General features: G+C 63.2%; 28 protein-coding genes and 2 pseudogenes. 19 read left to right on the top strand and 11 right to left on the bottom strand.

Features of this window, described 5'->3' with window-relative positions; translation table 11 throughout:
* Position 1 precedes the first annotated feature (1 nt).
* From EEB11_RS14340 to EEB11_RS14320, 5 genes are all read right to left on the bottom strand, one after another.
* Positions 2-757, bottom strand: coding sequence for a nitrilase-related carbon-nitrogen hydrolase (locus tag EEB11_RS14340; protein ID WP_135432421.1), 756 nt, complete (start codon positions 755-757; stop codon positions 2-4).
* Between the two features lie 88 nt (positions 758-845).
* Positions 846-1874 carry an extracellular solute-binding protein gene (locus EEB11_RS14335; RefSeq protein WP_135432419.1) on the bottom strand — a complete coding sequence of 343 codons (1029 nt, stop codon included), beginning with the start codon at positions 1872-1874 and terminating at the stop codon, positions 846-848.
* A gap of 28 nt (positions 1875-1902) precedes the next feature.
* Positions 1903-2709 (bottom strand): ABC transporter permease, encoded by an 807-nt coding sequence (locus EEB11_RS14330; protein WP_135432417.1) that lies wholly within the window; start codon positions 2707-2709, stop codon positions 1903-1905.
* Positions 2709-3632 (bottom strand): ABC transporter permease, encoded by a 924-nt coding sequence (locus tag EEB11_RS14325; protein ID WP_135432415.1) that lies wholly within the window; start codon positions 3630-3632, stop codon positions 2709-2711. Before EEB11_RS14325 ends, EEB11_RS14330 begins: the two co-directional genes overlap by 1 nt.
* Positions 3632-4690, bottom strand: coding sequence for an ABC transporter ATP-binding protein (locus EEB11_RS14320; RefSeq protein WP_135432413.1), 1059 nt, complete (start codon positions 4688-4690; stop codon positions 3632-3634). Before EEB11_RS14320 ends, EEB11_RS14325 begins: the two co-directional genes overlap by 1 nt.
* 103 nt (positions 4691-4793) lie before the next feature.
* On the opposite strand from EEB11_RS14320, the gene EEB11_RS14315 reads away from it, so the two are divergent.
* Together EEB11_RS14315 and EEB11_RS19790 are read left to right on the top strand one after the other, a co-directional pair.
* The gene (locus EEB11_RS14315; protein ID WP_135432411.1) at positions 4794-5606 is read left to right on the top strand and encodes a helix-turn-helix transcriptional regulator; all 813 of its coding nucleotides are present in this window, start codon (positions 4794-4796) and stop codon (positions 5604-5606) included.
* Positions 5607-5633: 27 nt separating this feature from the next.
* Positions 5634-5855, top strand: coding sequence for a hypothetical protein (locus EEB11_RS19790; protein ID WP_210134425.1), 222 nt, complete (start codon positions 5634-5636; stop codon positions 5853-5855).
* A 64-nt stretch (positions 5856-5919) separates the two neighbouring features.
* On the opposite strand, the gene EEB11_RS14310 is transcribed toward EEB11_RS19790, so the two are convergent.
* The 3 genes from EEB11_RS14310 to EEB11_RS14300 form a co-directional block, all read right to left on the bottom strand.
* Positions 5920-6966, bottom strand: a complete 1047-nt coding sequence (locus tag EEB11_RS14310) for a YeeE/YedE family protein (RefSeq protein WP_135432409.1) — start codon at positions 6964-6966, stop codon at positions 5920-5922.
* A gap of 60 nt (positions 6967-7026) precedes the next feature.
* Positions 7027-7374: an ArsR/SmtB family transcription factor gene (locus EEB11_RS14305; protein ID WP_135432407.1), complete on the bottom strand. Its 348-nt coding sequence runs from the start codon at positions 7372-7374 to the stop codon at positions 7027-7029.
* Positions 7375-7482: 108 nt separating this feature from the next.
* Positions 7483-7854: a thioredoxin domain-containing protein gene (locus EEB11_RS14300; RefSeq protein WP_135432405.1), complete on the bottom strand. Its 372-nt coding sequence runs from the start codon at positions 7852-7854 to the stop codon at positions 7483-7485.
* 78 nt (positions 7855-7932) lie between these two features.
* Between EEB11_RS14300 and EEB11_RS14295 the strand changes: the two genes are divergently transcribed.
* From EEB11_RS14295 to EEB11_RS14235, 13 genes are all read left to right on the top strand, one after another.
* A complete protein-coding gene (locus EEB11_RS14295) occupies positions 7933-8670 on the top strand; it encodes a cytochrome c biogenesis CcdA family protein (RefSeq protein ID WP_135432403.1) in 738 nt (245 codons plus the stop codon).
* A gap of 11 nt (positions 8671-8681) precedes the next feature.
* The gene (locus tag EEB11_RS14290; protein ID WP_135432401.1) at positions 8682-9245 is read left to right on the top strand and encodes a thioredoxin family protein; all 564 of its coding nucleotides are present in this window, start codon (positions 8682-8684) and stop codon (positions 9243-9245) included.
* A 110-nt stretch (positions 9246-9355) separates the two neighbouring features.
* Positions 9356-9829, top strand: coding sequence for a sulfur oxidation c-type cytochrome SoxX (gene soxX, locus EEB11_RS14285; protein ID WP_135432399.1), 474 nt, complete (start codon positions 9356-9358; stop codon positions 9827-9829).
* A gap of 31 nt (positions 9830-9860) precedes the next feature.
* Positions 9861-10280 (top strand): thiosulfate oxidation carrier protein SoxY, encoded by a 420-nt coding sequence (gene soxY / locus EEB11_RS14280; protein ID WP_135432397.1) that lies wholly within the window; start codon positions 9861-9863, stop codon positions 10278-10280.
* A gap of 21 nt (positions 10281-10301) precedes the next feature.
* Complete coding sequence (soxZ, locus tag EEB11_RS14275; protein WP_135432395.1) at positions 10302-10631, top strand: thiosulfate oxidation carrier complex protein SoxZ; 330 nt, start codon at positions 10302-10304, stop codon at positions 10629-10631.
* A 30-nt stretch (positions 10632-10661) separates the two neighbouring features.
* Positions 10662-11528: a sulfur oxidation c-type cytochrome SoxA gene (gene soxA, locus EEB11_RS14270; protein WP_135432393.1), complete on the top strand. Its 867-nt coding sequence runs from the start codon at positions 10662-10664 to the stop codon at positions 11526-11528.
* A gap of 109 nt (positions 11529-11637) precedes the next feature.
* On the top strand, positions 11638-13329 hold the full coding sequence (soxB, locus tag EEB11_RS14265) for a thiosulfohydrolase SoxB (RefSeq protein WP_135432391.1): 1692 nt from the start codon (positions 11638-11640) through the stop codon (positions 13327-13329).
* A gap of 21 nt (positions 13330-13350) precedes the next feature.
* A complete protein-coding gene (gene soxC, locus EEB11_RS14260) occupies positions 13351-14613 on the top strand; it encodes a sulfite dehydrogenase (RefSeq protein ID WP_135432389.1) in 1263 nt (420 codons plus the stop codon).
* Complete coding sequence (locus tag EEB11_RS14255) at positions 14597-15958, top strand: c-type cytochrome (protein ID WP_135432387.1); 1362 nt, start codon at positions 14597-14599, stop codon at positions 15956-15958. Before soxC ends, EEB11_RS14255 begins: the two co-directional genes overlap by 17 nt.
* Positions 15959-15964: 6 nt before the next feature.
* On the top strand, positions 15965-16669 hold the full coding sequence (locus EEB11_RS14250; RefSeq protein WP_135432385.1) for a c-type cytochrome: 705 nt from the start codon (positions 15965-15967) through the stop codon (positions 16667-16669).
* A 50-nt stretch (positions 16670-16719) separates the two neighbouring features.
* Positions 16720-17985 carry an NAD(P)/FAD-dependent oxidoreductase gene (locus EEB11_RS14245; RefSeq protein WP_135432383.1) on the top strand — a complete coding sequence of 422 codons (1266 nt, stop codon included), beginning with the start codon at positions 16720-16722 and terminating at the stop codon, positions 17983-17985.
* Between the two features lie 64 nt (positions 17986-18049).
* Positions 18050-18961, top strand: a complete 912-nt coding sequence (locus EEB11_RS14240; protein ID WP_135432381.1) for an MBL fold metallo-hydrolase — start codon at positions 18050-18052, stop codon at positions 18959-18961.
* Positions 18958-19902 carry an MBL fold metallo-hydrolase gene (locus EEB11_RS14235; protein WP_135432379.1) on the top strand — a complete coding sequence of 315 codons (945 nt, stop codon included), beginning with the start codon at positions 18958-18960 and terminating at the stop codon, positions 19900-19902. Before EEB11_RS14240 ends, EEB11_RS14235 begins: the two co-directional genes overlap by 4 nt.
* 78 nt (positions 19903-19980) lie before the next feature.
* On the opposite strand, the gene EEB11_RS14230 is transcribed toward EEB11_RS14235, so the two are convergent.
* Positions 19981-21015 carry a YeeE/YedE family protein gene (locus EEB11_RS14230; RefSeq protein ID WP_135432527.1) on the bottom strand — a complete coding sequence of 345 codons (1035 nt, stop codon included), beginning with the start codon at positions 21013-21015 and terminating at the stop codon, positions 19981-19983.
* Between the two features lie 343 nt (positions 21016-21358).
* Between EEB11_RS14230 and EEB11_RS14225 the strand changes: the two genes are divergently transcribed.
* From EEB11_RS14225 to EEB11_RS14215, 3 genes are all read left to right on the top strand, one after another.
* The gene (locus EEB11_RS14225) at positions 21359-22114 is read left to right on the top strand and encodes an SDR family oxidoreductase (protein ID WP_135432525.1); all 756 of its coding nucleotides are present in this window, start codon (positions 21359-21361) and stop codon (positions 22112-22114) included.
* Between the two features lie 136 nt (positions 22115-22250).
* Positions 22251-22487 (top strand): hypothetical protein, encoded by a 237-nt coding sequence (locus tag EEB11_RS14220; RefSeq protein WP_135432377.1) that lies wholly within the window; start codon positions 22251-22253, stop codon positions 22485-22487.
* 32 nt (positions 22488-22519) lie between these two features.
* Positions 22520-23908: an NAD(P)/FAD-dependent oxidoreductase gene (locus EEB11_RS14215; RefSeq protein ID WP_135432375.1), complete on the top strand. Its 1389-nt coding sequence runs from the start codon at positions 22520-22522 to the stop codon at positions 23906-23908.
* Positions 23909-24091: 183 nt separating this feature from the next.
* Here the strand turns inward: EEB11_RS14215 and EEB11_RS14210 are convergent.
* Both EEB11_RS14210 and EEB11_RS14205 read right to left on the bottom strand, forming a co-directional pair.
* Positions 24092-25072 (bottom strand): annotated as a pseudogene (locus EEB11_RS14210) (alpha/beta hydrolase fold domain-containing protein); the annotation flags it as partial.
* A gap of 286 nt (positions 25073-25358) precedes the next feature.
* Positions 25359-25889, bottom strand: coding sequence for a GntR family transcriptional regulator (locus tag EEB11_RS14205; protein ID WP_167852751.1), 531 nt, complete (start codon positions 25887-25889; stop codon positions 25359-25361).
* A gap of 47 nt (positions 25890-25936) precedes the next feature.
* Between EEB11_RS14205 and EEB11_RS20005 the strand changes: the two are divergent.
* Positions 25937-26202: pseudogene (locus tag EEB11_RS20005) on the top strand (ATP-binding cassette domain-containing protein); the annotation flags it as partial.
* Positions 26203-26293 lie beyond the last annotated feature (91 nt).

Genomic DNA, 26293 nt, shown 5'->3' with positions numbered 1-26293 from the left:
GTCAGATGACCCTGAAATCGGCGGATTGGGTGGACAGCCGGGCCGGATCGCGGGCAGGCAGATCGGCGATCAGCAGAGCGGGATGTTCACCCGCCAGCGCGAGGATTTCGCCATGTGGGCCGGTGATCTGGCTGCCGCCGGTATAGGTCAGATCGCCCTCGGAGCCGCAGTAATTGGCATAGGCGATGGCGATGCCGTGATTGGCGGCCATGGCGGGCACGGTGACGCGCGGCACATGGGTGAAGGGGTGCATATTGGCGGTGGGACACAGGATCAGACTGACGCCCCGAGCGGCCAGTGCCTTGATATGCGGCGCGAATTCGATGTCATAGCAGATCAGCAGGGCGAGTGTGTGCCCGGCCAGGTCAAAGGTGACATAGTCCGTGCCGGGGGTGTAGAGCGCCTGTTCGCGCGGGCCATAGAGTTGGATCTTGCGGTAGTTGGCAAGGATGGTGCCATCGGGGCCGATGCACAGCGCAGCATTGTAGAGAGCCTCGCCGGAGCGTTCCGCATAGCCGATCGCAAGCGCACAGCCTGCGTCACGTGCGGCGGCGGCGAGCTGCGCCAGTTCTGGCCCATCGGTTGCAAGGCCTCGTTCCGGGATATCGGGTTGATTGTAGCCCGGCAGCCAGACCTCGGGGAGGACAAGAACAGAGGCATTCATCAGGCCTGCGGCGGCAAGGGCCGCTTTGGCCTGTGAAAGGCCGGCTTCCAGATCGGCGGCGGGGGACGGGCCCTGCCAGACAGCGATGCGCATGGTGCAAACACCGGGGGCGCTGCCCCCGGACCCCCGGGATATTTGGAAACAGATGAAAGGGGGCCGGAATGCCCGGCCCCCGGCGGGTTCATTTTTTCAGGTTGATCCAGATCGCGTCGTACAGTTTCTGGGTTTCTTCATCGCAGACTTGGGCAAAGGCGCCGGGTGCCGCGCCTGCGGGCGGGTTGTTTTCCGGGCTGGTGCGGATCGCCTCATCAAGGAACGATTCCACCCCTGACACGCCCGAGGTATAGGCCGCGTAATTCGTCACGGCGGCGGCGTTTTCCGGTTCCAGCAGGAAGTTCATGAAGGCGATGGCATTGGCGCGGTTCGGCGCATCTTTCAGGAGCACCACATTGTCCATCCACAGCACATGCCCCTCGGTTGGGTAGCTGTATTCGACATTGGCGCCTTCGGCACGGGCTTTGGCGGAAAAGCCGTTGTAGATCATGCCTGCTGCCGCATCACCGGACACCATGACATCCTTGGCGGTGTCCGAGCCGAAGCTGGCCCAGTGCTGCTTTGCCGCCACCAGCATATCGGACAGCGCGCGCAACTGGTCGCGGTCGGTCGAGCATTGCGGAATGCCGAGGTAGAGGGAGCCCAGGATCAGCACCTCGTTCTGGCTGTCGAGCACGTTGATCTTGCCCCGCAACTCCTCTGGCGGGTCGAAGATCACACCGAGGCTGGAGATGTCGCCGGCATAGACATCGCGGTTCACCGCAAAGGAGGTGGAGCCCCATTGATAGGGGATCGACGAGGTGCGGCCCGGGTCGAACGGCACGTCGAGCCATTGCGGCGCGATATTGGGCAGATTTGGCATCTCTTCCGCCGTGAAAGTGTCGAGCATGCCGGTCTCGGCCATGATTTCCACCATGAAATCGGCGGGCACCGCCACATCGTACTGGCCCAGCCGTCCTGCCTTGAGGCTGGCAAGCATGGCTTCGTTGCTGTCATAGGTGTCGATGGTCACGGCGATGCCGGTCTCGGCGGTGAATTTGTCGACCAGTTCCTGCGGGATGTATTCAAACCAGTGATAGACCGACAGCGTGCCCTCGGCTTGGGCGGCCCCTGCGAGCAGGCACAGGGCGGAGGTGGTGGTTATCAGGCGTGTCATGGCGGGCTCCTTGTTGGGTGGTATGGTTTCACGGGCTCTGGCGGCCCTTGCGGTTGATCAGGTAGGACAGCGTGACGAAGAGGATCGAGACGCCCAGCATCAGGGTGGAAATCGCCATGATATTGGGTTTGATCCCCTGTTTGACCGAACCGAAGATGGCGGTTGGCAGGGTTTCCATGCCGGCGCCCTTGACGAAATTGGTGATGATGAAATCATCAAGGCTGATGATGAAGGCCAAGAGGTAGCCCGAGATCACGCCGGGGGCCATCAGCGGCAGCAGCACCAGCCAGAACGACTGCGCGCGGGTGGCGTAGAGGTCGCGGGCGGCAGCCTCATAGCTGCCGTCGATGCCCTGCAGCCGGGCGGCGATGGGCAGGTAGGCAAAGGGGATGCAGAAGGTGATATGCGCGATCAGGATGGTCAGATAACCGGTGGTAAAGCCGATCATGGTGAAAAAGATCAGCGTGGCCACAGCGATCACGATTTCGGGCACCATCAGCGGCAGGTTGATCAGGGCGAAGGTCAGCGACCGGCCCTTGAACTTGCCCGCCCGCAGCATGGCCAGCGCGGCGGCGGTGGCAATGGCGGTGGCGATGGTTGCGGCCAAAACGGCGATGGTCAGCGAGTTCCACGCGGCGGCGCGGAAGCGCGGGGCCTCTGGCCCGGTGAACACATCAAAGTACCAGCGCAGCGACAGCCCGCCCCAGTTGGTGATCGAAGGCGAGTCGTTGAACGAATAGACCATGACCACGATCAGCGGCGCATAAAGGATGATCAGGCACAGCATGGCGATGCTGAAAAAGCTGGGGTAATGCCGGACAGAGCGCAGGGCCATCAGCGTGCCTCCGTCTTTGCCATGCTGCGGGCGTAGAGCATGAGCAGGATCAGCACGAGGCTCATCAAAATCATCGACACCGCCGCGCCAAAGGGCCAGTTGCCGAGCGAGCGTTTGAACTGTTCTTCGATCAGCGAGCCGATCATGAAGTTCTTGGCCCCTCCCAGCAGGTTGGGGGCCAGAAAGGCACCCATCGACGGGATGAAGACCAGCAGGCAGCCGGCGATGATGCCCGGTTTGACGATGGGCAGCACGATTTCCCGCAAGATGACCCAGCGGCTGGCGTACAGGTCGGCGGCGGCTTCAGAGAGGGTGAAGTTATAGCGTTCCACCGCCGCATAGATCGGCAGCACCATGAAGGGCAGATAGCTGTAGAACAGGCCCAGCTGTACGGCGAAATTGGTGTTGATCATGGCGAGGGGTTCCGAGATCAGGCCGGTGCCCAGCAGCGCGTCATTCAGCGGGCCGTTTTCACGGATCAGAAAGCGCAGGCTGACAGTGCGGATCAACAGGTTCACCCAATAGGGCACCGTGATCAGGAACAGCCAGACGCCGCGGGTAGCGGGGGGGCGGGTGGCGATGAACCATGCGGTGGGAAAGCCGATCAGCAGGCACAGGGTGGTGGCGGTGGCGGCCTGTGCGATCGAGCGGCCAAAGACGCTGATGTAGGTCCATTCAAGGCTGGGCGGCTCGTCGCCGAACAGGCCGCGGTTGATGAAGAACTGGTCATAGGCGGCCAGCGAGAATTCCCAGATCACCCCGCCACGCATTTCCTTGGTCAGGAAAGAATAGACCGCCATCAGCGCGACGGGAAGGATCAGGAAAATCCCGATCACCAGCCATGTCGGCAACAGCAAGGGCACGCGGGCGCTGCGATAGGTCGTCTCGGCGCTGGTGCCGCTGTCGGGGGCTGCTCCGGCCATCAGTCGGCCAGAAGGCGCGCGGCACCTTCCTCCAGATGCAGGCCGATGCGGCTGCCGGGGGCGGGTACTTGGGTCCGCGCCGCGTTCTGGATGCGGACCTGCAGCGGCGTGCCGCCATCCAGCCGGACCAGAACCTGCAGATCGGTGCCAAGGTAGATCACCTGATCCACCACAGCCTCCATTCCCGCGCCCAATGGCACAAGCGTCAGCCGCTCCGGCCGGATCGACAGGTGGTGGCGACCGGCGTCGTGGGTGGCGGTGGAGCAGGTGATGGCATGGCCGCCGGGCAGGATCACCTGCGCCCGGTCGCCCGCGATGCTGGCAACGTCCACCTCAAGCAGGTTGGTCTCGCCGATGAAATCGGCGACGAAGCGGTTGACCGGGGTTTCGTAAATGTCTCGCGGAGTGCCGATCTGCTGCACATGCCCCGCGCTCATCACCGCGATGCGGTTCGACATGGTCAGGGCTTCTTCCTGATCATGGGTCACGAAAATGAAGGTGATGCCGGTATCCTGTTGCAGCTGTTTCAGCTCCATCCGCATGGCCTGACGCAGCTTGAGGTCGAGCGCCGACAAAGGTTCGTCCAGCAGCAGCACCTTGGGCTGCGGGGCAAGCGCCCGCGCCAGTGCCACGCGCTGTTGCTGGCCACCGGAAAGCTGCGCGGGCAGGCGGTCGGCAAAGCTGGACAGATGCACCATTTCCAGCATCTCGCCCGCGCGTGCGGTGCGTGTGGGCAGGTCGAGACCCTTCATCTTCAACCCGAAAGCCACATTGTCGATCACCGACATATGCGGGAACAGTGCGTATTGCTGAAACACCGTGTTGACCGGGCGCAGATTGGGGTCGAGCGTCGCGATGTTCTGACCAAACAGCAAGATGTCGCCTTGTGTCACATCCTCGAACCCGGCGATCATCCGCAGCAGCGTGGTCTTGCCACAGCCCGAGGGCCCGAGCAGCGTAAAGAACTCGTTGTCCATGATCGACAGCGATACAGCCTTCAGCGCGGTGACGGTGCCATAGGTCTTTGTCACCATGCGGATGTCGATGGCATTGTTCATTCGAGCAGGCTCATCTGGCTGGTCCATACCCCCGGAATATGCGATCGAAGGCTAATCACAGGATTTTTCGGGGTATATACCCCCAACGAGGTATGACACCGCGATGCAGCCGCTGCCCAATCTGGCCGAGGCGCAACTGGCCGAGACCATCCGCCTGCGCGGGCAGCCGGGGTTTGAACAGACACTGGCGTCTTTCTTCCGCGCGATCTGTGCGCCCGATAACCTGATTATTCTGGCTTATCGCAGCGCGGGGCCGCCGCTGGTGCTGTACCAGCAAACCGATCATCCGCAGGTGTTTGCCGAGCTTGACCGCACCTATCTGGCCGGGGCCTACCGGCTGGACCCGTTCTATGACCTTCATCTGCGCCGTGCGTCCGCCGGGGCCTACCGCATCGCCGATATTGCGCCCGATGCCTTTCAGCGCAGCCGGTACTTCATCGAATATTACGAGCAGACCACGCTGATCGACGAGATCGCCTTTGTTGCCTACCCCTCGCCCTGGGTCACGCTGAACATCTGTATCGGGCGCGATGCCTCTTCTGGCCGGGTGTTTGCGATGCGCGAGGTTGAAACCTGCAGCCGGATCGCTCCGGTTGTGCTGGCGCTGGTCGAGGCGCATTGGGCCAATATCGCGCGGGCGACAGGGCCGGTGGAGGATACCCCCGCGCTGCTGGCCGATGCCGCGCGGACCGGGCATGGCATTCACCTGTCGCCAAGACAGGCCGAGGTGGCGCTGCTGATTTTGCGCGGGCATTCCACGGTGTCGATCGGCTTGCGGCTGGGCCTGTCGGCGCAGACGGTCAAGGTGTTCCGCAAGCAGCTTTATGCCCGCTGCAGGATCTCGTCACAGGCAGAGCTGTTCGCGCTGATGCTTCCGCTACTGAAAGACCGGGCAGAGCCGGGTCAAGGCACCTGATGGCTGATGCGCCCGCCGCAGATGGTCATGGCCCTGATCGTGGCCAAACGCATGACCGCCTTCCAGCCGTTCGTGGCGCAGTCATGTTCCAGTCGAAAATCGCTGCTCCCCCTTCGTTGTGCATGCATATCCGTTGCAGCCCATACCCCGAAGCCTCAGCCCTCGGTCGCGTCTGCGCCTTTGACGAACGGCCGGGCGATATTGGCCATCAAAGTCTTTTTGCTGCGGCGTCACCAGCCGCTGGCCTGAACCCTGCACTGAACCCCGACCATCGCCGCCACTGCCCGGCGCGACCGTCTGTCAGCGGCCGCCCTCAATCCGGTTGATACCCGCTGATCAACTGATGCAGCCCGAACAGCGCGCCAGCAATGATCGCCATCAGCGTCACCGGGCCGGACCAGGCCAACGCGGCAAAGGCAGTCACGCCTTGCCCTATTGAACAGCCCATGGCCACAACGCCGCCAATGCCCATCAGCACCGCGCCGCCGACCTGGCGCCCCAGCTCGCGCGGATCTTCGCAGGCTTCCCAGCGGAACAGGCCGCGGGTCATTGACCCGATCAATGCCCCCACCATCACGCCGACGACCGCACCGACGGAAAAGGTGATGCCACCGGCAGTCGAGGTCATCAGGAAGATCAGCGTGCGACCGACAGGGGCGGTGAACGATGGGCCTTCGACCGCAATTGCACCCAGGCTGCTTTCGCTGACCCATGTCGTTCCGGCAAAACACCACACCACTGCCAACCCTGCCGCCACCCCCCAGAACAGCGTCCGCGGCGCGTGGCGCAAGGGCGCATGGGACAATGCCCAGATCAGGCAGCCAAAGCCGATAGCGACGATGATCAGACTGGCGGGAAGGCCCGTCAATGTTCCCACATCGTACACAATGCCCTGTGGCTGCGTTGCATCTGGCTGCGGAAACAGCAAGAGTCGCAACGGGGCCAAGGGCCCCGACAGGGCAACAAATCCAAAAATCCCCATCACCACGACCACCACAAGCGACCGCAAATCGCCGCCGCCGAACCGCACCAGCGCCCCAAAGCCGCAGTTGCCGGCCATCGCCATACCATAGCCAAACACCAGCCCGCCAAGGATCGAACCAAGCGGATTCCATGCAATCGAGTGATAAAAGGTGCTGCCCAGATCGACCCAGCCTGCCAGCGCGCCAAACTGCGTCCCAAGAATTGCCACTCCCAGGACGATCCCCCACAGCCGCAGCCGCTTTTGGTCTTTGCCGTAAACGGCCGATTCCAGGGCACCCAGGGTGCAGAAATCCCCCAGCCGCGCGGCCAGCCCCAGCACCATCCCGCCAGCCAGCCCGACGAGGGCTGCCAACAGACCGTATGGAATCGTTTCCATAGCCATCCTCCCTTTGCCGTCTCCCGCAGCACCAGCAGCGGGTCATGATGTCTGCGGGTTTCAGTCCCGCTTGCAGAACAGCCTTGCCAGAAGCCCGATCATCTCGGACACCTTGGGATCAAGGATGGAATAGAAAATCGCCTGCCCCTCCCGGCGGGCGCTGACCAGACCCTCCAGCCGAAGCCGCGCCAGCTGCTGGCTGACCACAGCCTGTCGGGCCGACAACAGGTTTTCAAGTTCGGTCACACTTTTGGGCCCGGTTTCCAGATGACACAGGATCAGCAACCGGCCATCGTGACCCAACGCCTTCAGAAAAGTCGCTGCGTCATTGGCGCTTGCGACCAGCCCGTCCATATCCAATGGCGGGTGCGGGTTCTGATCCATCTCTTCCGTGTCGCCCAGTGGCATCTTTCTGCTGACCCTTTTGCCCCCCGCCTTCATGGAAGAGACTGTCGGCGGGGGCAACCAAAACCCGCAGTTGCGGCGCAGGCAAAGGCAACCTGATGTGGCGTTGCGTCACTGCTCTGTCGTGTTGCCCGCCTGTTCCAGCAGCCCTGCCAGCAGCGGCCAAAAGAAATCCTCTCCCGGATAGCCTTCGATGCGCCCGGTCTCCACCCCATTGTGCAGCAGGATAAACGTCGGCGTGAACACCGGTGGTCTGTGCAGCACCACCCCATCGGGCAGTGCTGCGCGCAACTGCTGCCGGGCCAGCGGCGCGGCCTTGCCCTCATCGGTCAGCGGATATTGCGGCGCGATCTCGGCGTCCCATGCCGCACAATAGATGCAGCCGGGTTGCTCGATCATCAGCAATTCAAGCTCTGACGCCACCGCAGGGAAAGGGCCCCAAAGCCCCGTCGCAATCGTCAGCGCAAAGAGCGTTCGCAACATATTGACAGTCCTATTTTCACATACGAATATGTTAATATGTATTGCCCTGCAAGGCAAGGCGGCGCTTCGGGAGGGGCAATGCTCGACATAAGCTATACCGGCGCGGCGATTGCCGGGCTCTTGTCCTTTTTGTCGCCCTGCATCCTGCCGATGGTGCCGTTCTACCTGTCTTACATGGCCGGGCAATCGGTCAGGGAGTTGCGCGACGGTGGCACCATCGCACCTGGCGCGCAGCGGCGGCTGGTGGGGCAGGCGCTGGCCTTTGCCTTTGGTGTCACGTCCGTGTTCGTGATGCTGGGGCTGGGGGCCACCGCCCTTGGCCGGGTGTTTCTGCAGTGGCGCGAGACGCTGTCCTGGGTCGCCGGGGGCGTGCTGATCCTGTTCGGGCTGCACTTTCTGGGCATTCTGAAAATCGGCCTGTTCTACCGAGAGGCCCGCGTGCAGACCGATGCCACGCCCACGACCCTGATCGGTGCCTATGTCATGGGCCTTGCCTTCGGCTTTGGCTGGACTCCTTGCGTCGGCCCCGTACTTGCCGCCATCCTGATGGTCGCCAGCGGCATGGGCGATCTGTGGCGCGGTGGCCTTTTGCTGCTGGTCTACGGCCTTGCCATGACGCTGCCCTTTGTCCTTGCGGCCTTGTTCGCCGGCCCCTTCCTTGGCTTCATCGCCCGCCACCGCGCGATGATGGGGCATGTGGAAAAGGCCATGGGGGTGATGCTGATCGTCTTTGGCATCCTGATCGCCACCAATTCCGTCAATCTGATCGCCGACTGGATGATCCGCAATTTCGACTGGACCGCCACCCTCAGATAAGGACACGCCCCATGCGCCGCTTTCTGCTGTTTGCCACGCTGGCCCTCTGGCCCATCCTCGCGCCTGCCGCCGAATTGGGCGACGACGGGCTGCACAAACCCGGTTGGATGCGCGAAACCTTCAAGGATCTGCGTGACGATCTGGCCGAGGCGAATGCTTCAGGCAAACGCCTGCTCCTGATGGTCGAACAGCGTGGCTGCATTTACTGCACCCAGATGCACGCCGAGGTTTATCCCGCCCCAGCCATCGACACCCTGATCCGCGACCATTTCTTCGTCGTCCAGATCAACCTGTTCGGCGACATCAATGTTACCGATCTTGACGGCACTACCCTGTCTGAAAAGGAAATGGCGGTGCGTTGGGGTGTCATGTTCACCCCCACAATGATCTTTCTGCCCGAAGAGGGTCCGGCGGGCGCAACTGCAGCAGAATCGGCCGTGGCCATGATGCCCGGGGCCTTTGACATCGGCACCACCGAAGCGCTTCTGACCTGGGTCCGCGATCACGGATACGACTCGGGCGACCACTTTCAAAAGTACCTCGCCAACCGGATCAACGCGCAGAACGGCGGCTAAGCCGTTGATGGGCCTTTAAATATATCTATATTCATAGATGCATATATTTATATTGCGCACCATGGTATGCCGGGGCTATCATCAAATGGAGAGAGATCTGGGAGGATCGTATGACACGCCAATTCTGGATGGCCGCAGTGGCAGCACTGTGCCTGACAACACCCGTTCTTGGTGAAACGGCACCGACAGCCGTTGCCTATGTGGATGGTGCCATCGAAGCGTCACTGACCGGTGGTCCCGGTGATGTGGCAGCTGGCAAGAAGGTGATGACCACCGCATCGCTGGGCAACTGCGTGGCCTGCCACCAGATCGGCACCATCCCCGAAGCGGATTTTCAGGGCGACATCGCACCGCCGCTGGACGGCGTGGCCGACCGCTATTCCGAAGCGCAGCTTCGCGGCCTCGTGGCCAATGCAAAGATGACGTTCGAAGGCAGCTTCATGCCCGCCTTCTACAAGACCGAAGGCTTCATCCGTCCGGGTGCGGCCTACAGCGGCAAGGCCCCGACCGAGGCTTTGCCACCGATCCTGACCGCCCAGCAAGTCGAAGATGTCGTGGCCTACCTGATGACGATGACAGAGTGATCACGCCACGCGACCAGAGGAGATGACAAAAATGAACCTTTCCAGAAGAGACGCCCTGTGGGCTGGCCTTGGCGGCATCGCCGCCGCGACGCTTGCGAACCCCGTGTTCGCCGCCACGGTGGAAGAACTGACCTCCACCTTCACCGGCGGTACCGCAGTGGGGGCAGGGGGCATCACCATCACCGCCCCGGAAATCGCCGAAAACGGCAACACTGTTCCGGTCTCGGTCAGTGCGCCCGGTGCCGTCGCGATCATGCTGCTGGCAGCAGGAAACCCGACGCCAGCCGTCGCCACCTTTACCTTTGGCCCCGGCGCCGGCAGCCAGACAGCCGCCACCCGCATCCGGCTTGCCGCCACGCAAGACGTGATCGCGCTCGCCAAAATGGCGGATGGCAGCATCGTTCAGGCGGCCACAACGGTCAAAGTCACCATCGGCGGCTGCGGCGGCTGAGTTCAGGAACAGGAGAATATCATGGCAGAAGACGCAAAACCCCGTGTCAAAGTCCCCAAGTCGGCCAAGCCCGGCGAGGTCGTGAACATCAAGGCCCTGATCAGCCACAAGATGGAATCCGGTCAGCGCAAGGATGCCGAAGGCAAGCTGATCCCGCGCTCGATCATCAACCGCTTCACCTGCGATCTGGGCGGCGTCAACGTGATCGATGTGGCGATTGATCCGGCGGTGTCCACCAACCCCTATTTCGAGTTCGATGCCCTGATGGCCGACTCGGGCGAGATCAAGTTCACCTGGTATGACGACGACGGCTCTGTCTACGAAGACGTCAAAACCATCGAACTCGCCTGATCGCCGCAGATGTTCAAGGGAGGAGACATCATGCACCGCGGAACCTGGCGACTGGCCACGACCCTGGCCCTCGGCCTTGCCCTGTCGGGCGCGGCCTTTGCTGACCCGGTCGAAGACAGCCTGAGCATCGACACCGATGACGGCACGCTCGACATCGTCACCACCACCGCCGCACCGCCGCATCTGTCAGATGTGATGGATACGATCTATTCCGGCTGGCACTTCCGCGAAACCGAAACCCGTGATCTGCAACGCGATGATTTCGACAATCCGGGAATGGTCTATGTCGACCGCGCGCTGGACAGCTGGAACAAGGCGCAGGGCGCAAAGGGCGAAAGCTGCGCCGGATGCCATGAGGGCCCCGAAAGCATGAAGGGTCTGCGCGCGGTTACCCCGCGTGTCGATGCGACAACCGGCAAACTGATGACGGTGGAAAACTACGTCAACGGCTGCGTGACCGACCGCATGGGACTGGAGCCATGGGGCATGACCGGCGACAAGATGAAGGACATGATGGCGCTGATCTCGATGCAGTCGCGCGGCGAATTGGTGAATGTCGCCATCGACGGACCGGCCGCGCCGTTCTGGGAAGCGGGCAAGGAAATCTACTACACCCGCTTTGGTCAGCTCGAAATGTCCTGTGCCAACTGCCACGAGGACAATCAGGGCCTCTTCATCCGCGCCGACCACCTCAGCCAGGGCCAGATCAACGGCTTCCCGGTCTACCGGCTCAAGGATGCGGGCATCCTGTCGGCGCAGCAGCGCTTTGTCGGCTGCGTCCGTGACACGCGGGCAGAAACCTTCAAGCCGGACTCGGCAGAGTTCAAGGCGCTGGAACTTTATGTCGCCTCGCGCGGCAATGGTCTCGCAGTCGAAGGCGTCTCGGTCCGCCACTGAACACCAGCCCCCGCCTATGGCGGGGGCTATCACCCAACCCGAAAAGACCGGCATAGCTGATCGCGCCTGCGCGACCACCCCCGCCATGCCAAAAGACAAGGATTAACCGATGATCAGCCGCCGCGAATTTTTGCAAGCCAGTCTCGCCGCCACGGCCATCGTTGGGGTGTCAGGCTTTGGCAACTGGTCGCGGCTTGCCGCACAACAGGCGCTGACGCAGGATCAGCTGTTGCAGTTCGACGATTTCGGCAATGTGACGCTGATCCACATCACCGACATCCACGCCCAGCTCAAACCGATCTGGTTCCGCGAACCGGAATGGAACATCGGTGTGGGCGAGGCCACCGGCAAGCCGCCGCATGTGGTGGGCCGCGCGTTTCTGGAAATGTTCAACATCGCCCCCGGCACCCCCGAGGCCTATGCGCTGACGCATGAGGATTTCGTGGCGCTGGGCAAGACCTATGGCAGGATGGGCGGCATGGACCGCGTGGCCACGGTCATCAAATCCATCCGCGCCGCCCGCCCCGATGCCCTGCTGCTCGACGGCGGCGACACCTGGCACGGCTCGATGACCAGTCTTGCGACCAAGGGTCAGGACATGGTCAACGTGATGAATGCGCTGACCCCGGACGCCATGACCAGCCATTGGGAATGGACCTTCGGCACCGCGCGCGTGCAGGAAATTGTCGAAAACCTGCCCTTCGCCTTCCTTGGTGCCAATATTTTCGATGCCGAATGGGATGAACCCGCGTTCGAGCCCTACAAGATCTTTGAACGCGCAGGCACCCGCATCGCGGTGATCGGTCAGGCCTTCCCCTACATGCCCATCGCCAATCCGCGCTGGATGTTCCCTGAATATTCGTTCGGCATCCGCGAAGAGCGGATGCAAGCGGTGGTGAACGAGGTCCGCGAAGCGGGCGTCGATCTGGTGGTGGTGCTGTCGCACAACGGCTTTGACGTCGATCAGAAAATGGCCGCTCGCGTGCAGGGCATCGACGTGATCCTGACCGGCCACACCCATGACGCCATTCCTGAACCGGTGATTGTGGGTCAGACCATCCTGATCGCCTCCGGCTCCAACGGCAAATTCGTGTCTCGCGTCGATCTGGATGTGCGGGATGGCAAGATGCTGGGATTCCGCCACAAGCTGATCCCGATTTTCTCTGACGTGATCACCCCCGATGCCGACATGGCCGCGCTGATCGACGCCGAACGCGCGCCGTTCAAGGATCAGCTTGAGGAAAAGATCGGCACCACCGAGTCGCTCCTCTACCGGCGCGGCAATTTTCAGGGCACCTGGGATGACCTGATCTGCGACGCGGTGCGCTCTGAACGGGACGCCCAGATCGCGCTGTCGCCCGGCGTGCGCTGGGGGCCGTCGCTGCTGCCCGGCGACGACATCACCCGCGAAGATATCCACAACGTCACCTCGATGACCTATGGCCAAGTCTACCGCACCGAAATGACCGGCGAGATGCTGCATACCGTGCTTGAAGACGTCGCCGACAACCTGTTCAACACCGACCCTTATTACCAGCAGGGCGGCGACATGGTCCGCATCGGCGGCATGGGCTTTGCCATTGATGTCTCAAAACCCATCGGCAGCCGCATCTCGAACCTTGCCCTAACCGACACGGGCGAGGCGATCGACGCCGCCAGATCCTACACCGTCGCCGGCTGGGCTTCGGTGAACGAAGGCACCCAAGGCCCGCAAATCTGGGAAGTGGTCGAAGCCCATATCCGCAAGCTGGGCACCGTCCGGCTGGACCCCAACACCTCGGTCTCTGTGACCGGTCTATAGAACAACAGGAGCGTTCGCCACATGACCGACGAACCCATTACCCAATCGCGCCGCACATTCCTGCGCGGCACCGCCGCCGCGGGGGCCGGGCTGATGGCCACTGCCGCCCATGCCCAAACCGCCGATCCGCTGATCACCCAAGTGCAGGATTACGCCTCAGGCTTTGGCGATCCGGTCGATGCCGCGCCCTACGGCACTCCGATCAGCCATGAGGCGCATGTCGTGCGCCGCAATGTCGAATGGCTGACCGAAAGCCCGGTCAGTTCCATCAACTTCACCCCGATCCACGCGCTGGAAGGCACGATCACCCCGCAGGGCTGTGCGTTTGAGCGCCACCATTCGGGCGCAATCGACATGACCAAACAAGACTACCGCCTGATGATCAACGGGCTGGTCGACCGCCCGCTGGTCTTCACTTTTGAAGACCTGATGCGCTTTCCCCGCCATATCACCACCGCGTTTTGCGAATGCGCGGCCAACGGCGGCATGGAATGGGGCGGCGCACAGCTTGAAGGTGTCCAGTTCACCCAAGGCATGATCCACAACATGGAATACACCGGCGTCATGCTGCGTGACCTGTTGGCCGAGGCGGGTGTGCAGACGGCGGGAAAATGGGTCTATGTCGAAGGCCATGACGCATCGTCCAACGGGCGCTCGATCCCGCTGGAAAAGGCGCTTGATGATGTGATGGTCGCCTTTTTTGCCAACGGCGAGGCGCTGCGCAAGGAGCACGGCTATCCGGTCCGGCTGGTCGTGCCGGGTTGGGAAGGCAACATGTGGGTCAAATGGATCCGCCGCATTGCCGTTTACGATCAGGCCGTGCAAAGCCGCGAGGAAACCTCGAAATACACTGATCTGATGCCAGACGGGCGCGCCCGCAAATGGACATGGGTGATGGATGCCAAATCCGTCATCACCTCGCCCAGCCCGCAGGCCCCGATCCGCCATGGCGCTGGCCCGCTGGTCATCACCGGGCTGGCGTGGAGCGGCAATGGCCGCGTCACCCGCGTCGACGTGTCAACCGATGGTGGCAACAGCTGGGCCCCCGCCCGTATTTCCGGCGATGCGAAAACCAAGGCGCTGACCCGGTTCCACTACGACATGAACTGGGACGGGTCCGAGATGTTCATCCTGTCCCGCGCGGTGGATGAAACCGGCTATGTCCAGCCCACCAAGCAGGCGCTGCGCGATATTCGCGGCACCAACAACGTTTACCACAACAACGCCATCCAGGTCTGGTGGGTGCGCGCTGACGGAGAGGTCGAGAATGTCGAAATCGCTTGAGTTCCCGACCATCCTTCTGGTGACAAGCTGGGCCTCGGTCGCCACAGTCGCCGCCGTTCTGATGGCCACCACCGGCCACGCCCCCGGCGAAGCCGTCGGCCAGCCGATGGGTGCCGCCAGTGCCGAAACCCCGGCCCAGGCTGAAACAGCGGCCCCCCAAGTCGCCCAAGCCGCGCCGGTTGAACCGGCCCCAGCGCCGGCACAGGTGGTTCCTGCCGCCATGACCGGCACCCCCCTTGGTCTTGGCCGCGCCGCCCTGACCGAAGAGATCGACGCCTGGGATGTCGCCGTGCTGCCCGATGGCACCGGCCTGCCTGTCGGCTCGGGCGATGTCGAAACCGGGGATGAGGTGTTCAGCACCGCCTGCGCTTCGTGCCACGGTGACTTTGCCGAAGGGCTCGACAGTTGGCCCGTGCTGGCAGGGGGCAACAACTCCCTGACCGATCCCCGCCCGGTCAAGACCGTGGGCAGCTACTGGCCCTACCTCTCGACCGTGTTCGACTATGTTCACCGCTCTATGCCCTTTGGCGGGGCACAGACCCTGACACCGGACGACACCTACGCGATCACGGCGTTCCTGCTTTATTCGAACGGTATCGTCGAAGACGACTTCGTTCTGACGAACGAGAATTTCACGTCGATCGTGATGCCGAACGCCGATGGCTTTTACGAAGACGACCGGGCGCAGGCAGAGTATCCGCTCTTCACCGATGAGCCCTGCATGGAAAACTGCCTGCCTGCCACGCCGCAGGTGACCAAACGCGCCATCGACCTGAAGGTGACGCCAATGGATGAAACCGGTAAACCCGCCGGAACTCTGCCAGCTCTGGCGGCCAGCACAGCTGGCGCAGCCGCACCGCCGATGACCCAGACAGCGGCAGTGCCCGCCGAGGCCGTTGTTGCCGAGGCACCTGCCGCTGCCGAACCCACCGCCGAGGCGGTTGCCGAGGCACCGGCACAGGCCGCAGAACCTGCCGCAGAACCCGCCGCCGTGCCAGAGGCGATCATCTCTGCCGCAGCAGACCCGGCCCTGATCGCCGCAGGCGAGACGGTGTTCAAAAAATGCTCTTCCTGCCACAAGGTCGGCGAAGACGCCAAGAACGCCGTTGGCCCCACGCTCAACGGCATCGTCGGCGACAAGGCTGGGGTGGTGGATGGCTTCAAATACTCCAAACCCCTGCTGACAATGGCCGAAGCCGGTTTGGTCTGGGACGAGGCAAACCTCGACGCCTTCCTCGAAAACCCACGCAGCTTCATGAAAGGCACCCGAATGGCCTTCGCCGGTCTGAAATCCGCCGAGGAGCGCGCGGCGGTCATCGCCTATCTGGCAAGCCTCGGGGGCTGAGTTGGCATGGCGCGGCACTGGTTCCTCGCCCTGACGCTCCTTGCGGCCCCCGCCGCCCCCCTTGCCGCCGACAGCATCGGCGACCCCGCCCGCGGTGCCACGCTGTTTGACCACCAGTGCAAGGCCTGCCACCAGATCGGCGCGGGGGCGACAAACCGCGTCGGCCCCACCCTGAGCAATATCTTTGGCCGCAGGGCAGGGACCGTCCCCGGTTTCAAATATTCGAAATCCATCATCCGCATGGGCAATGACGGCCTGACGTGGACGCTGCAAACGCTTGATGCCTATGTCGAAAACCCAAATGCCCTCGTTTCCGGCACCCGGATGAACTATCGCGGCCTGGCCGATGCCACTGCCCGCGCCGACCTGATGGCGTTCTTGCGCAACTATTCCGACCAACCGGCCAATATCCCCGAATCCGAACCAACGGCGCGCAAGACCGAACCCGGCCTCGACCCTGCCATCCTCGCCATTCAGGGCGACCCGGACTACGGTGCTTACCTTTCGTCCGAATGCGCAACCTGTCACCGCACAGACGGCACCGATGCGGGCATCCCATCGATCACCCAGTGGCCCGCCGAAGATTTCGTCGTCGCCATGCACGCCTACAAATCAAAACTGCGCCCGCACCCCGTTATGCAAATGATGGCCAGCCGCCTGTCCAACGACGAAATCGCCGCTCTCGCCGCCTATTTCGCGACACTTGAATGACCAGAGGAGCGGCCGAACCGCCCCCTTCACATCACATGGGAGGATTTCACATGACCCTGAACAGACGCCACTTCATCGGCACTGGTCTCTCCACCGCCGCGTTCCTGTCGGCCCCCATGGTCTGGGGGCAGGCCAAACCGCGCGTTGTCGTCATCGGCGGCGGGGCAGGTGGGGCCACCGCCGCGCGCTATCTGGCCAAGGACAGCGCGGGCGCACTTGACGTTACCCTGATCGAGGCCAATCCGGTCTACACCACCTGCTTTTTCTCGAACCTCTACCTCGGCGGCTTCCGTGATTTTGAAAGTCTCCAGCACGGCTATGACACCATCGCCGCAGGCGGCGTCACCGTCATCACCGACATGGCCACCGGCGTTGACCGCACCGCCAAGACCGTCACGCTGGCGGGCGGGCAGACCGTGCCCTATGACCGGCTGATCCTGTCGCCCGGCATCGACTTCCGTGATGGGGCCGTCCCCGGCTGGACCGCAGAAGACCATGCCGAGATCATGCCGCACGCCTACAAGGCGGGGCCGCAGACCCAGCTTCTGAAATCCATGGTCGAGTCGATGCCGCAGGGCGGCACATTCGCCATGATCGCGCCGCCAAACCCCTACCGCTGCCCGCCCGGCCCCTATGAAAGGGTCAGCATGGTCGCGCATCTGCTGAAACAGACCAACCCCACCGCCAAGATCCTTGTTCTTGATCCGAAAGAGAATTTCTCGAAGAAGGCGCTGTTCGAGGAAGGCTGGGGCAAGCATTATGACGGTATGATCAGCTGGGTTGGCCCCGAATTTGGCGGCGGCGCGGTCGAGGTGCGCCCCGACACCATGGAAATCGTGGTTGAGGGCGAGGTGCAAAAGGTCGATGTCTGCAACGTCATTCCGGCGCAGATCGCAGGCAAGATTGCCGCCATCGCCGGGGTCACGGACGAGTCTGGCTGGGCCCCGGTACACCCCGACAGCATGAAAACCAAGGCCGATGAAAACGTCTATGTGCTGGGCGATTCCAGTGCGCAGGGCGATATGCCGAAATCTGGCTATTCTGCCAATTCGCAGGCCAAGGTCGCTGCCATGTCGATCCGGGGCGAGCTGCTTGGGTCCAAGGTGTTTCCGGCGAAATACTCCAACACCTGCTGGTCCCTGATCGCGCCCGACGACGGGGTGAAGGTCGGGGCTTCTTATGAACCCACCCCGGAAAAGATCGCCTCGGTCGAAAGCTTCATCAGTGCCACCGGCGAAGACGCCGCCCTGCGCAAGGGAACCTATGAGGAAAGCCTCGGCTGGTACTCGGGCATCACCGCCGACATGTTCGGCTAACAACGTTCCTTCCCAACGGGCGGGCGCTTGTGGTGCCCGCCTGCTCTCGCTTGAAAGGCCCACCATGCTGACCCGTCGCCATATCCTCACCTCTGCCGCCGCCGCTCTGGCGCTTCCCTTCGCGCCGCGCCGCCTCTGGGCTGCGTCCAGCCTCACGCTGGGGGCGATCCAGATCGACACCCTGTCTGACGGCAATCTGGTCCTGCCGGGCGACTTCATCCTTGGCGGCATGCCGCAAGAGGAAATGGCGCAGATCGTCGCTGCCCATGGCCTGCCGACCGATCAGCTGACGCCGCCCTGCAATGTCACCCTGATGCGCGACGGGACCAACACCGTGCTGTTCGACGTAGGCGCTGGCCCCGACTTCCAGCCATCGGCGGGCAAACTGGCCGAGGCGCTGGATGCCGCAGGTCTGACCACCGATGACATTACCCATGTCGTCTTTACCCACGGCCACCCCGATCACCTTTGGGGGCTGCTAGATGACTTTGACGATTTGGTCTTCCCCAATGCAGAATACCTGATCGGACAGGCGGAATTCAATTATTGGACCGACCCGAACACCGTCTCGACCATCGGCGAGGCGCGCACCACATTTGCCATCGGTGCCGAGCGTCGCCTGTCGGCCATTGCCGACGCTGTGCGCTTTGTGTCGGATGGCGAAGAAATCCTGCCCGGCATCGCCGCGCGCGCCACCCCCGGCCACACGCCGGGCCATATGGCCTTTGAACTTCGCGCAGGGTCAGAGTCGGCGATGGTGGTGGGCGATGCGCTTGGAAATCACCATGTGGCGTTTGAGCGGCCCGGCTGGGCGTCGGGCTCGGATCAGGACAAGGATCTGGCCGCGACAACCCGTGTTGCTTTGCTCGATCAGATCAGCACGGCGCAGATGCGGCTGATCGGCTTTCACCTGCCCGGTGGCGGCATCGGCTATGCCCAGAAATCGGGCGACGGCTACAGGTTCATTGCAGAATGAAACACACCCTTTTCATCGCCCTGCTGCTCGCCTCTCCGGCCATCGCGTCCGAGGATATTCCCGATCAATACCCGCAATCGGTGCTCTATTCCAAACCGGTCGAGGTGATCCCGCATGTGTTTTCGGCCATCGGGGCCACCGCCCCGCCGACATATGAAAACGCGGGCCATAACAACAACCTGTCCTTCATTGTGACGGGCGACGGGGTGGTCGTGGTCAATTCCGGGGCCAGTTCCAAACTGGCGCAGGCCTTGCATGATGAAATCAGGGCGGTGACCGATCAGCCGGTGAAACTGGTGATTGTGGAAAACGGGCAGGGCCATGCCATGCTGGGCAATGGCTATTGGGCAGGGCAGGGGGTGCCGATCCTTGCCCATGCCGATGCGGCGGCCGAGTTCGAAGATGGCAGCGCGCAGGATCTGGCCAGCCTGCAACGCTACGCCCGTGAAAACGCCGAAGGCACGGTGATCGCCCTGCCGACCGAAACCTTTACGGATGCAAAGACCATCACCATGGGGGACATCACGCTGGAGGTGCTGCACCTCGGCCCCGCCCATTCCCCGGGCGATACCCAGGTGTGGATTGCGCAATGGGGCATCATGATCGCGGGCGACATCGCGTTCCACGAACGCATGCCGCCGATTTTTGAGGGCACCTGCACCGCCTGCTGGATCGAAACATGGGATACGGCGCTGATGCCGCTGAACCCTACCTATGTGATTCCCGGCCATGGCCACCCGACCAATCTGGCGCAGGTCACCCGCTATACCCGTGACTATCTGCTGGACCTGCGCAGCAAGATCGGCACCCATCTGGAAGAGGGCGGCGATCTGGCCGGGGCCTATTACGTCGATCAGTCGAAATGGCAACACCTCGACACGTTCGAGGAACTCGCCACCAAAAACGCAGGCGTGGTCTTTGCCGAGATGGAGTTCGAATAGGCGCAAAGGGGAGGGGGGAGGTCAAAAATCCCTCTATTGATGGCGAATGACAGTGCTTTTGTAACGCAGGGGGCAGTCCTATTGCCGTACCCTTGCCCCACCCTGATCGACCAGAAAGTCGGTCAGGACAGCGCCCACCCACATTGACCCTAACGCAAGCCAGGCCGTCGCCACAAAGATCGACCCGCCAGTAACCCCGGCCCCGATCGCACAGCCCCCGGCCAGCATCGCCCCGAACCCCATCAGCGCCGCCCCCGCCATCGACCGCCGCATCTGGCCCTCTCCTTCAAAGCCCTGCAGCTTCAGCTCGCCCGCCCAGGCGGCGGCAAGCAAGGCTCCCAGAAACACCCCCGGCACCAGCCCGATATCAAAGCTCAGCTCCGGGTCAGGGGTCAGGAAAAACATCAGCGTCGCTGCAGACGGCCCCGAGAACGTGGCTGAGGTAACCGCCACCGGCTCGAACGCCACCTGCGACAGGGCAAAGGTCAGCCCCCACCCCAAGGCGACCGCAAACCCCACGCCCGAGGCAAAGACAAGCACCCGCGCCCCGATCCGGTTGCGCCAGGCAATCCCCAGCGCCACGCCCGCCGCCACAACCCCTGTTGCAAGACCGGCCCAGGGCGGCAGCGACAGCCCGGCCAACAGATCGACATTGCGACCCCCCGGTGTGACCCACAGCGCCGCCAGCGACTGGCGCAGCGGGGCCAGCCAGCCATGCAGCGCCATCTGCGCCACCACGGCAAAGATCAGCCCCGACACGACCGACCGCAGGTTGCCAGATGCCGCCAGCACCAGAAGGCGCCCCGAACAGCCGCGGGCCAGAACCATGCCCGCGCCGAACATCAGCCCGCCGATTGCAGCACCCGACCAGGACCCCGCCACTGCCATCATCCGCGCATCACTGGCCCGGAACAGCCCAAGCATCTGCGCGGCCTGCACCCAGATCAGAGCGGTCGAAAATGCCAGCAACCAGACTGCCACCCTTGGCCCCAGGTGCCCGCGCGCAAACTCTACCGTGGCGGCCCGCAAGCAAAAGGCGGATCGCTGCGCCGCGATGCCGAAAATCGATCCGACCAGCAGCCCGAAGGCGGCAGCCAGCGTCGGCTCGTCCATATGGTCCAGAAGAAGGCTGATGGTCACGGTGAAGCCTCGTTTTGCCCCATTTTGCCGACGCTGACGGCGCGCGCAATGATCCAGATCACGGTGTACGCCAAGATTGCGTGGCCAATCCGTCCGCAACACTGTCTGCGCCTTCATCGACGCAGTCCGCCCGGACGCCAGTGGGACCCCAAAGCCCGGCCTTCAAATTCAGAAGGAAAACGGAATGATCCGCGCAGGTCCAGTTCCCTCGCTGCAATGGGCGCGGTCTTGCCGATCATCGGTCCACACTGAAGGTAAACAAGAACTTACGTGGCATCGGCACGCTTGTCGAAAGCGCGTTGAAAGGAAGCAGAACCTGGGACACCGGCTTTTTGATCTGAAGGGGCGGCGGGCGCTGATAACCGGGTCTTCGCAAAGTATTGGCTTTGCACTGGCCCAAGGACTGGCGGCAGCGGGCGCGCAGGTGGTGCTGAACGGGCGCGACAGTGCCAAACTTGCCGCCGCCGCCGCGCGCATAGCGGGCACCGAAACGCTGGCTTTTGAGGCGACCGACCATGCCGCTGTCCGCACCGCCGTCGATGGGTTCGAGGCGGATGGCAAACCCATCGACATTCTGGTGAACAATGCCGGGATGCAGCACCGCGCCCCGTTGGAGGAGTTCCTCGCCGACGCATTCGAGCGGCTTTTGCAGACCAATATCGCATCGGTGTTCCATGTTGGCCAAGCTGTCGCGCGGCACATGATCGCGCGTGGCGCAGGCCGGATCATCAACATCGCCTCGGTGCAGACCGCGCTGGCGCGGCCCGGCATCGCTCCTTACACCGCAACCAAGGGGGCGGTCGGCAACCTGACCAAGGGCATGGCGACCGACTGGGCGAGGTACGGGCTGAACTGCAATGCAATTGCGCCGGGTTATTTCGACACACCGCTAAACGCCGCGCTGGTGGCCGACCCGGACTTTACCGCCTGGCTTGAAAAGCGCACCCCCGCAGGGCGCTGGGGCCGGGTTGAGGAATTGCAGGGGGCCTGCGTCTTTCTTGCCTCGGATGCGGCAAGTTTTGTGAACGGCCATATCCTCTATGTGGATGGCGGCATCACGGCCTCGCTCTGAGCCTGCCTGTCGTGATCGTGGGGGAGGCCAGTTGGTTGTGCACCGGATTGGCCGTGGACCATAAGCTGGCAGGCTGGGTTCCCGGCTTTGATAATGATATCAATGTGCTATGAACACGTCGCGCAAAGCGTTGACAATGGCCGGCGTCGCCCGTCTCGCGGCCGTCTCGCCAATGACCGTCTGCCGCGCCTTCAAGGCCGACAGTTCCCATGCTGCCATCATGATCCTTGACGTGCTGGAGGGAAAGCACGACGCAGATGTGAAGATCGACACTTCACCAATGCTCATGATCCGGCGGTCAAATCACGGCGTCACTTCGTCGGGCCATCGAGCTTGGATGAAACCCAAAAGACGGCCCGCTTCTGGCCGATGACGGCGCGACAGCGGGGTAGGAAGGACAAGAGGATGGATGCAATGAAAAACGGCGATGTGTCTTTCTGGTATGCCGATATGGGCGGGTTGCCCGGCTACAGGCCGGCGCTGCCCGGCGATGTCGATGTGGATGTCTGCATCGTGGGGGCGGGGTATACCGGGCTGTGGACGGCCTATTACCTGAAAGCGGCCAATCCCGATCTGTCGATTGCCATCGTCGAGAAAGAGTTTGCAGGATTTGGGGCCTCGGGGCGCAATGGCGGCTGGTGTTCCGGCGGATTTTCGTGGAACCGCTCGAAATATCTGTCATCCGGCACCCGCGAAGGCGTGATCGACTTTGAACGGCAATTGCGCGGCACAGTCGATGAGGTGATCCGCGTGTGCGAGGCAGAAGGCATTGACGCGAACATCCGGCGTACCGACTGCCTGACCTTCGCCTGCACCCCCGCCCAGATGCAGCGGCTGCGCGCAGAGCAGGCCGATGACATGGCGTGGGAGGTGCCTCAGGCGCGCAGCCATCTGATCGGCGCTGCCGAAGCCGCCGCCCGTATCCGTATCAAGGATGTGCAGGGCGCGCTGGTGACGGGGGGCGTGGCAAGGGTGCAGCCGGCCAAGCTGGTGCGTGGGCTGGCCGAAGCGGTGGAGCGCAAGGGCGTTGCGATCTATGAACAGATCACCGTGACCGGCATCAGCAAGGGCCGCGTCACCACCAACCGCGGCACGGTGACGGCGCACCGGATCGTGCGGGCGACCGAAGGCTTTACCCATGGCATTCCGGGCAATGCGCGGGAGTGGATCCCGCTGAACAGCGCCATTGTGGTGACCGAACCCGTGCCCGAGGCGATGTGGGAAGACCTGGGCTGGACCGGCCATGAAGTATTCGGCGATGCGTCGCATGCCTATTGCTACGCGCAGCGCACGCAGGATAACCGCATCGCCATGGGCGGGCGTGGCGTGCCGTATCGGTTCGGGTCAAAAACCGATGTGAATGGCGAAACGCAAAGAGAAACCGTCGAAAAGCTGAAAGAGATTCTGTACCGGATGCTGCCCCAGACCCGCGCGCTGGCGCTGGATCATGCGTGGTGTGGCGTTCTGGGGGTGCCGCGCGACTGGTGCGCCACGGCGGGGCTTGATCGGCAAACGGGCATCGGTTGGGCGGGGGGCTATGTCGGGCTTGGGGTGTCCACGTCCAACCTGTCGGGGCAGACTTTGGCCGATCTGGTGCTGGACAAGCAAACCGAGCGCACGACCCTGCCTTGGGTCAATCGCAAGCCGCGCAAATGGGAGGTCGAGCCGTTCCGCTGGCTTGGCGTCCATGGCATGTACTGGCTGTACACTCTGGCCGACCGGCGCGAGGCTGCGCGTGGCGGCATGCGCACCTCGCGGCTGGCCACCTTGGCCAACCGCATCGTCGGGCGCTGAGCTGCCCCTGCGGAAGGGGGCCGCAGGCGACGTCGACGCAACCCAAGGCCCTTGCTTCCCAAGAGCCGTGCTTGGCTGCGTGTAGCCGGGGCAAAGCGTGAAGACATCTTGCAGCCAGAACGTCAGATCACCACCACTGCACAAGCTCATCTCCCCGGCACACATGGCCAAAGGGGCCGTATTTCACCTCTGGCCCTCCAGCAGCGCGATCATCCGGTCCAGCGTGGCCATCGCGGTCACCCCATCGGCAATCATCGGCGCGGCGGACGGTGCCCCCGACAGCCCTGCCGCCACATCGGCCAACAAGGCGGCACAGCCCTTGTGATCCTCATTCGCGGCGGCGGTGAAATTTGGCGTCCAGCACAGCGTATCGCTGGCCGGGTCCAGTGTTGCCGCCTTAACATCGGCCTTGAACGGCGGGTCGCGCTGCCAGGCCACGTTGATCACATTCGACACCTCCACCCGGTTGTGATCGCCCATCACCGTGATCTGCTCCATCGGCGTCCCGCGCGATTGCAGCGTGCCCATCACCACATTGCCGATAGCGCCGTTTTCGCAGGCAAACCCCACGTGGAACAACACCTGCCCCTTGGCCGGGCTGATGCGGCGCACGGTCATGTCCTGTAGTGGGCTGCCCACCAGCCACGGCATCAGATCCATGTAATGCACGCAGTGGTGCAGGTAGAACCCGGTGTAATCCTCCTCGCACGCGAAATAGGTGGGCGGCATGGCCTGCAGCGCCGCATCGCTGGCGCGCAGCGGTGCCACGCGCGGGTCATGGCGCTGGTTTTCCGCTGCATACCAGTCGAAATAGCGCTGCATCTTGGACCGCGTCAGCCCCGGGACTTCGGCAAATTCGGTGTAGGAGGCCGTAGAGAAATCCGCACCATAGACGCCGTAGAACAACTGCGCGCCATCGGCGGGCGGGGCGTTTTCATCCAGCAGCACCGCCCGCGCTATATTTGCACCGGCACTGTCGCCAGAAATCGCCCACGGCCCTGTCAGCCCGTCAAACGGGCCCTGAACCCCGCGCAATGCCGCCCAGATCGCAGCGCAATCCTGAAGCCCGGCGGGAAACGGATGTTCCGGTGCCAGCCGGTAGTCGGCGCTGACCACCACAGCGCCTGCCTCCTGCGCCAGAACCCGCACGGCGCGCTCATGCGTGTCGCGGTCACAAAACGCTCAGCCGCCGCCATGCAGATACAGGATCGTGCCGCGCACGTTCCCCAGCGGCACCAGAATGCGGCAGGGCAGGGGCCAGCGGGGCCATCGACAACACCTTCCGTCACCCGCGCCATCTGCGGAAAATCCCGGTTCCAGTGCGCATTCGCCTGCGCTGCCTGCGCCCGCCCCTCTGCCGCGGACAGCAAGGTCGGGTCCGGCAGGTCGGTATCCTCTGGCGCCAGTCGCGCCAGAATCGCGGCCATTTGCGGGGATGGCTGGCCCCGGCTCATGCCCCCGATCCCAGCACAGAGGGCCCGCAGTCCATGATGGTGGTGATGTGATGCGACAGTGCATCCACCGCCGCATACGCGTCGCCCGCCGCCACTGCCTCGATGATCACCTGATGCCGGTTCGCGGTTTCCAACAGATCGCGTTGCTGTTCGGGATGCAGGATCTTGAACCGATGCGCATGGATCAGGCATCGCGCCAGCACCGGTTGCACCGGGGGCAAGTCGGCCTGTTCAAACAGCCCGGCATGAAACGCGCGGTCATGCACCGACAAAAGGTATTCATCCCCCGCCGCCGCCGCGTCCTGCATCGCCCCAAGATGGTGCCGCAGCACATCGGCCAGCCCCTTGCCCTGCCGCGCCATCGCCCGGCGCACGCCTCGGCATTCGATGCCATGGCGCAGGCGGATCAGTTCCTTGGCATCCTCGGCTCGGCAATCGGCGATCACCGTGCCGCGATGCGCCATCCGGTGCACCAGCCCCTCTTCCTGCAACAGCAGCAACGCCTCGCGCACCGTGCCCCGGCTCACTTCGAACCGGTTCGCCAGCTCCAGCTCCAGCAGGGCCGAGCGCGGGTGTGGCGAGGGTGTTTCAGGATTACGCGCTTTACCCGCATATGACGGCGGAACAGAACAGCGGCTTCGGGCTGAAGATGCGCAAGACCGATGCCGCCGACATCGCCGCCCGCGTGGCCGAGGCGGCACAGATCCTGCAGATCGAACCCTTGCTGCAAGCCGTCCGGCGGAACTGTCCGGTGGCCAGCGCCAGCGGGTTGCCATGGGTCGCGCCATCGTGCGCCGCCCGTCAGCGTTCCTGTTCGACGAGCCGCTGTCCAACCTCGACGAACGTCAAACTCGGCGCGCGACCCGAGGCGATCCTGCAGCGAAGGACCACGCTTTGTGGGGGTACCCCTGCCAATGGCTGCGCTGCCCCT

Origin of the sequence: Pseudotabrizicola sediminis (assembly GCF_004745575.1) — a bacterium.
In the GTDB taxonomy this organism is placed as follows: domain Bacteria; phylum Pseudomonadota; class Alphaproteobacteria; order Rhodobacterales; family Rhodobacteraceae; genus Pseudotabrizicola; species Pseudotabrizicola sediminis.
Note: the sequence above shows the minus strand (reverse complement) of the source record. Positions and strands in the feature narration are given on the sequence as shown.

What these genes read in the sequence shown, in the direction of transcription:
- EEB11_RS14340 (WP_135432421.1), bottom strand. Translation starts at nt 757, where the DNA reads ATGCGCATCGCTGTCTGGCAGGGCCCGTCCCCCGCCGCCGATCTGGAA.
- EEB11_RS14335 (WP_135432419.1), bottom strand. Translation starts at nt 1,874, where the DNA reads ATGACACGCCTGATAACCACCACCTCCGCCCTGTGCCTGCTCGCAGGG.
- EEB11_RS14330 (WP_135432417.1), bottom strand. Translation starts at nt 2,709, where the DNA reads ATGGCCCTGCGCTCTGTCCGGCATTACCCCAGCTTTTTCAGCATCGCC.
- EEB11_RS14325 (WP_135432415.1), bottom strand. Translation starts at nt 3,632, where the DNA reads ATGGCCGGAGCAGCCCCCGACAGCGGCACCAGCGCCGAGACGACCTAT.
- EEB11_RS14320 (WP_135432413.1), bottom strand. Translation starts at nt 4,690, where the DNA reads ATGAACAATGCCATCGACATCCGCATGGTGACAAAGACCTATGGCACC.
- EEB11_RS14315 (WP_135432411.1), top strand. Translation starts at nt 4,794, where the DNA reads ATGCAGCCGCTGCCCAATCTGGCCGAGGCGCAACTGGCCGAGACCATC.
- EEB11_RS19790 (WP_210134425.1), top strand. Translation starts at nt 5,634, where the DNA reads ATGGCCCTGATCGTGGCCAAACGCATGACCGCCTTCCAGCCGTTCGTG.
- EEB11_RS14310 (WP_135432409.1), bottom strand. Translation starts at nt 6,966, where the DNA reads ATGGAAACGATTCCATACGGTCTGTTGGCAGCCCTCGTCGGGCTGGCT.
- EEB11_RS14305 (WP_135432407.1), bottom strand. Translation starts at nt 7,374, where the DNA reads ATGCCACTGGGCGACACGGAAGAGATGGATCAGAACCCGCACCCGCCA.
- EEB11_RS14300 (WP_135432405.1), bottom strand. Translation starts at nt 7,854, where the DNA reads ATGTTGCGAACGCTCTTTGCGCTGACGATTGCGACGGGGCTTTGGGGC.
- EEB11_RS14295 (WP_135432403.1), top strand. Translation starts at nt 7,933, where the DNA reads ATGCTCGACATAAGCTATACCGGCGCGGCGATTGCCGGGCTCTTGTCC.
- EEB11_RS14290 (WP_135432401.1), top strand. Translation starts at nt 8,682, where the DNA reads ATGCGCCGCTTTCTGCTGTTTGCCACGCTGGCCCTCTGGCCCATCCTC.
- soxX (WP_135432399.1), top strand. Translation starts at nt 9,356, where the DNA reads ATGACACGCCAATTCTGGATGGCCGCAGTGGCAGCACTGTGCCTGACA.
- soxY (WP_135432397.1), top strand. Translation starts at nt 9,861, where the DNA reads ATGAACCTTTCCAGAAGAGACGCCCTGTGGGCTGGCCTTGGCGGCATC.
- soxZ (WP_135432395.1), top strand. Translation starts at nt 10,302, where the DNA reads ATGGCAGAAGACGCAAAACCCCGTGTCAAAGTCCCCAAGTCGGCCAAG.
- soxA (WP_135432393.1), top strand. Translation starts at nt 10,662, where the DNA reads ATGCACCGCGGAACCTGGCGACTGGCCACGACCCTGGCCCTCGGCCTT.
- soxB (WP_135432391.1), top strand. Translation starts at nt 11,638, where the DNA reads ATGATCAGCCGCCGCGAATTTTTGCAAGCCAGTCTCGCCGCCACGGCC.
- soxC (WP_135432389.1), top strand. Translation starts at nt 13,351, where the DNA reads ATGACCGACGAACCCATTACCCAATCGCGCCGCACATTCCTGCGCGGC.
- EEB11_RS14255 (WP_135432387.1), top strand. Translation starts at nt 14,597, where the DNA reads ATGTCGAAATCGCTTGAGTTCCCGACCATCCTTCTGGTGACAAGCTGG.
- EEB11_RS14250 (WP_135432385.1), top strand. Translation starts at nt 15,965, where the DNA reads ATGGCGCGGCACTGGTTCCTCGCCCTGACGCTCCTTGCGGCCCCCGCC.
- EEB11_RS14245 (WP_135432383.1), top strand. Translation starts at nt 16,720, where the DNA reads ATGACCCTGAACAGACGCCACTTCATCGGCACTGGTCTCTCCACCGCC.
- EEB11_RS14240 (WP_135432381.1), top strand. Translation starts at nt 18,050, where the DNA reads ATGCTGACCCGTCGCCATATCCTCACCTCTGCCGCCGCCGCTCTGGCG.
- EEB11_RS14235 (WP_135432379.1), top strand. Translation starts at nt 18,958, where the DNA reads ATGAAACACACCCTTTTCATCGCCCTGCTGCTCGCCTCTCCGGCCATC.
- EEB11_RS14230 (WP_135432527.1), bottom strand. Translation starts at nt 21,015, where the DNA reads ATGGACGAGCCGACGCTGGCTGCCGCCTTCGGGCTGCTGGTCGGATCG.
- EEB11_RS14220 (WP_135432377.1), top strand. Translation starts at nt 22,251, where the DNA reads ATGGCCGGCGTCGCCCGTCTCGCGGCCGTCTCGCCAATGACCGTCTGC.
- EEB11_RS14215 (WP_135432375.1), top strand. Translation starts at nt 22,520, where the DNA reads ATGGATGCAATGAAAAACGGCGATGTGTCTTTCTGGTATGCCGATATG.